Source organism: Psychrobacter sp. CAL346-MNA-CIBAN-0220 (assembly GCF_040309805.1).
Lineage (GTDB): Bacteria > Pseudomonadota > Gammaproteobacteria > Pseudomonadales > Moraxellaceae > Psychrobacter.
The window spans coordinates 1-3922 of record NZ_JBEOPF010000013.1 but is presented as its reverse complement, the minus strand read 5'-3'; the positions used below and the strand labels follow the sequence as shown (position 1 = coordinate 3922).

Here is a 3922-nt window from a genome sequence, read left to right as displayed (position 1 = left end):
GAACAGGCAAAGGCTAAAGCCCAAGAACAGGCAAAGGCTAAAGCCCAAGAACAGGCAAAGGCTAAAGCCCAAGAACAGGCAAAGGCTAAAGCCCAAGAACAGGCAAAGGCTAAAGCTCAAGAACAGGCAAAGGCTAAAGCTCAAGAACAGGCAAAGGCTAAAGCTCAAGAACAGGCAAAGGCTAAAGCTCAAGAACAGGCACGCCCCAAGCCCACGCCAAGACCGCCACAGAATGACCCTAAAACCGTCCTAATTGAGAAGTTAGAAAACCGCCAAAACCCTTATGAACAAGCAGCAAAAGAGTATTTTCAAGCGGTGCGTGAATACGCTAGACAGCTACAGCAAAAAGAGTTTGCCAAGATTAAGGCAGAGATTAAAGCGATCAAAGACAAGCCACCAGTAGAGCCAACCAAAGGGGTTTTTATGAACAAGAAAACCCATCAATCTAACCTAACGGCATATGGAATGGAGTTGCGAACACATCAACAAACAATAGAGCTTAAAGAGCGTGAACTGGTCGATAAACAAAGAATGAGCCTATCAGAATATAGCCGTTATGAGCATCATCAAGCAATCAAAGAGCAACGCCCCGACCTTGCACAAGCAGATTATAAAGCGACGGCATGGGATAAGGAAACGCAAAGGCTACAGCAGGAACTAGAGCAGTTAAATAAGCCCCAAGAACAAGAGCAGGTGCAGACGAAAGAGAGGGATATAGTCTGGTAAGAACTAACGCCCTTCGGTTGTTGGGTCAAGTATTAGCCAGGACAAGCGGAAAATGCCCCGCTTGATCTTGGCTAATACTCGACCTTTACATCAAGGCGTAAATGAGCGTAAACTCAAACGCTAGAAACGAGTAAGCCCCAACAGTTGGACGCTGTTAGGGCTTAATGTAATTCTCAGTGTGCGACCACCAAAAACCACGAATCGATTTGTGTATTTTAGTTGGTCGCACACACTAAAACAAGGCTTTTTTGTATTTGGTGGGATAGGTTTCAGTAATTTTTAAGTAACCCATACTACTACCTGATGCAAAACTGAAATTTTATAGTGTACGCAATCAAACAAATAGACCCGACCGACTGGCAGAACGTCAGCACTCTAGCCCAATTCTACGCAGACTTAGCGACTAACCCCTATTGCACTAATGACAAGGGTTTTAGCCACATCCGCACCAAATCACACGCTATAAAACACGCCTACATACAACCCAATCACCCCGAGATTATCAAGTGGCTTGTCTTTGATATTGACGACCCACAAGCCCTATTCGCTTACCACGATAAGGGGTTACCACGTCCGCAGATTATTATCAAAAATCCCGAAAACGGACACGCCCACTACGCCTATAGGCTAACAACGCCAGTGGGTAACTGGCGCAAATCAAGCCAAAAGGCGATGCGATATCTTGCCAGTGTGCAAAAAGCCCTACGATTAGCCTTAGAGGCAGACAAAAGCTATGGTGGTAACCTAGTTAAAAACCCTTGCCACACTTCGCACGATGTATATTTGACAGGGGCTAAGCCCTCTTACACTATTGCCGAGCTTGCCGAAAACTTAGACCTAGAGCTTTATCAAGCGCAAGAGCCAGCCAATGACGAAGGCTATGGGCGTAACTACTCAGTATTTGAACACGTTAGACCATACGGTTATGCCTTAACATCTGCGCCTTATAGCGAGCTTGTAAGGCAGCTACAGCCTATTGCAGAGCAGTATAATCAGCGTTTTGATGTACCCCTATTCCCTAATGAGCTAAAACACATTGTCCGCAGCATCGCCCGATACTGCACACGGAAGGACTTCATAGCAAGCCATAAAGCATGGTCAGAGCTTCAAAGCCATCGCTCAAAAATAAGATGGGGTGATAGCACTGACAAGCAAAAACAAGCCCTAGAAATGCACCAAAAAGGCATTAAAAAGACGGTCATTTCAAAGGAGTTAGGCGTAACGACCAAAACCCTTACACGGTGGGGCTTACGGAAGATGAAAAAGTAAAAAAGGGACATCCCATAATCAGATAATAGCCCGAAGGGTTTTTTGAGGGTTGCCGTTAAGCTCAGCTAATCAATTTTCATGCTGTCCTGCTCATGCCCAAAATCATCAAAAATTAATCAGTCTTTTTCAATCGACCGCAGTCGATTGCCGTGACTCTGCCAACAAGCCTAATGTCCTACCGTTTCGTATCTATCCTTTCAAACCTACCTTGATTATATGCTTATTTGGCTAAAATAACGCCCTTCCTGCTGTTTATTTAGTGTCTTGGCTACCCTAGTATCATTTAACAATTTCTAAGCCCTTGTAGCCCATTTAAGAGCGTCCGTTATTTCTTACTCTCTTGTTCAAGAAAAACGGACAAGAAGAAATCAACCTAGATTAGACTAATTCTATAGCCCTACATCAGCCTTCACAGCGTCCTTGTCTCTATCTGATACATAACCCTCGTTAAACGCTTTAACCCTTAGCTGTTGCAGCATACGCTCATTTTCAGCGTCCTCATTAGCCATTGTCTCAATCGCACTCATCCAAATTATTTTGCGTCTTGTCTCTATTTTCCTAGTCTTTGACTTCTCAGCATCCATCAACCGTCTAGCAGTTGCCCGAGCCTTTGCAAGTTCATCAGCTTTTTTCTCAGCTTTCAGTAACACGGCTAACTTACGGTTATCTTCCTTATCTCTATTGGCTTGTTCACCTAACACGATGATAAGAGATTGGGTGTCAGTAATCGACTTGTAGCCTCTAAAGCGTTTAATTAAATCATCGAGATAATTCGTATCAATGGTAGCCATATTCAGTCCTTTATTGATAGTTGCGTTGGTATTGAGTTGAGTTTATCATAGGGCATTAATAGTGACTAGCTGATTGGTTTTTAAGCCTTGTTGAGGAAACAAGGCACGTTTAGACGTTTCTATTTTATTCCCCTATCGGTACATAAACTAGAAACAACGTGGCAAGGGATAAAACCCCCTTTGCAATCCCCAATTAGGCTATCGCCTAACTAAGAAAAAGAGTAAAAGAAAATGGCAATACCAATGTTAAGCGTAGGTGTAGGAAGTAAGGGCAAGGCATCCCCTCACGCCCAATACATTGCTAGGGAAGGAAAGTATGAAAAAGAGAGCAACAGCCAAGAAAGGTTAGAACATACAGGGCATGGCAATATGCCTGCGTGGGCAGAGCATAACCCTAATTACTTTTGGCAGTCGGCAGATGAACACGAACGCAAGAACGGCAGTACATACAGGGAACACGTTATTGCTTTACCTCGTGAATTAGACAGCGACCAACGCCATAATCTTATTAAAGAATGGATAGATAAAGAGATAGGCGATAAGCACGCTTACCAGTACGCTATACACAACCCCCCTGCTATGGATGGCAAGGAACAGCCCCATGCTCATATTATGTTTAGTGAGCGTACAAGAGATGGGGTAGAGCGTGACCCAGAGCAGTATTTTAAACGGTACAACAGCAAGCACCCCGAGCGTGGCGGAGCAAAAAAGGCTAACACTGGTATAAAACCTTCAGAACGCAAGCAAGACCTAAAAGACCAACGCAACAGATGGGAAGAATTGTGCAACCAAGACCTAGAGCGTGCAGGGCATAGTGAGCGTATTAGTATGAAATCACTAAAAGAGCAGGGCATAGACCGAGAGCCGACAAACCTCAGCATGACCCAACTTAAAAAGCCCGAGATTAAGCAAGCGTATATCTCAGAATTGGAGGTACGAGAGCAAGCCGAGCAAGCCACAAAAGACGTAGCAAAAGAGATTGACCGCCCGATACGTGACGTACTAATACAGCAGATAATAAAAGCTAATAGTCAGCGAGAACGAGAGCAACGCCAAGCGGAACAGGCAAAGGCTAAAGCCCAAGAACAGGCAAAGGCTAAAGCCCAAGAACAGGCAAAGGCTAAAGCCCAAGAACA

At 44.4% G+C, this 3922-nt stretch carries 4 protein-coding genes; 3 read left to right on the top strand and 1 reads right to left on the bottom strand.

Going from position 1 to position 3922, the window contains the following annotated elements; all coding sequences use genetic code 11:
- Positions 1-726 (top strand): hypothetical protein (locus tag AAEY88_RS12430; RefSeq protein ID WP_350562876.1); only part of this gene is annotated, 726 nt, incomplete at its 5' end.
- 324 nt (positions 727-1050) lie between these two features.
- Positions 1051-1995, top strand: a complete 945-nt coding sequence (locus tag AAEY88_RS12425) for a replication initiation protein (protein ID WP_350562874.1) — start codon at positions 1051-1053, stop codon at positions 1993-1995.
- A 389-nt stretch (positions 1996-2384) separates the two neighbouring features.
- Here the strand turns inward: AAEY88_RS12425 and AAEY88_RS12420 are convergent, their stop codons facing one another.
- Complete coding sequence (locus tag AAEY88_RS12420) at positions 2385-2786, bottom strand: hypothetical protein (RefSeq protein WP_350562872.1); 402 nt, start codon at positions 2784-2786, stop codon at positions 2385-2387.
- 231 nt (positions 2787-3017) lie between these two features.
- Here AAEY88_RS12420 and AAEY88_RS12415 point away from each other — a divergent pair.
- Positions 3018-3922 (top strand): MobA/MobL family protein (locus tag AAEY88_RS12415; RefSeq protein WP_350562870.1); only part of this gene is annotated, 905 nt, incomplete at its 3' end.

Coding starts and splice junctions, on each gene's coding strand:
- AAEY88_RS12420 (WP_350562872.1), bottom strand. CDS start 2,786: ATGGCTACCATTGATACGAATTATCTCGATGATTTAATTAAACGCTTT.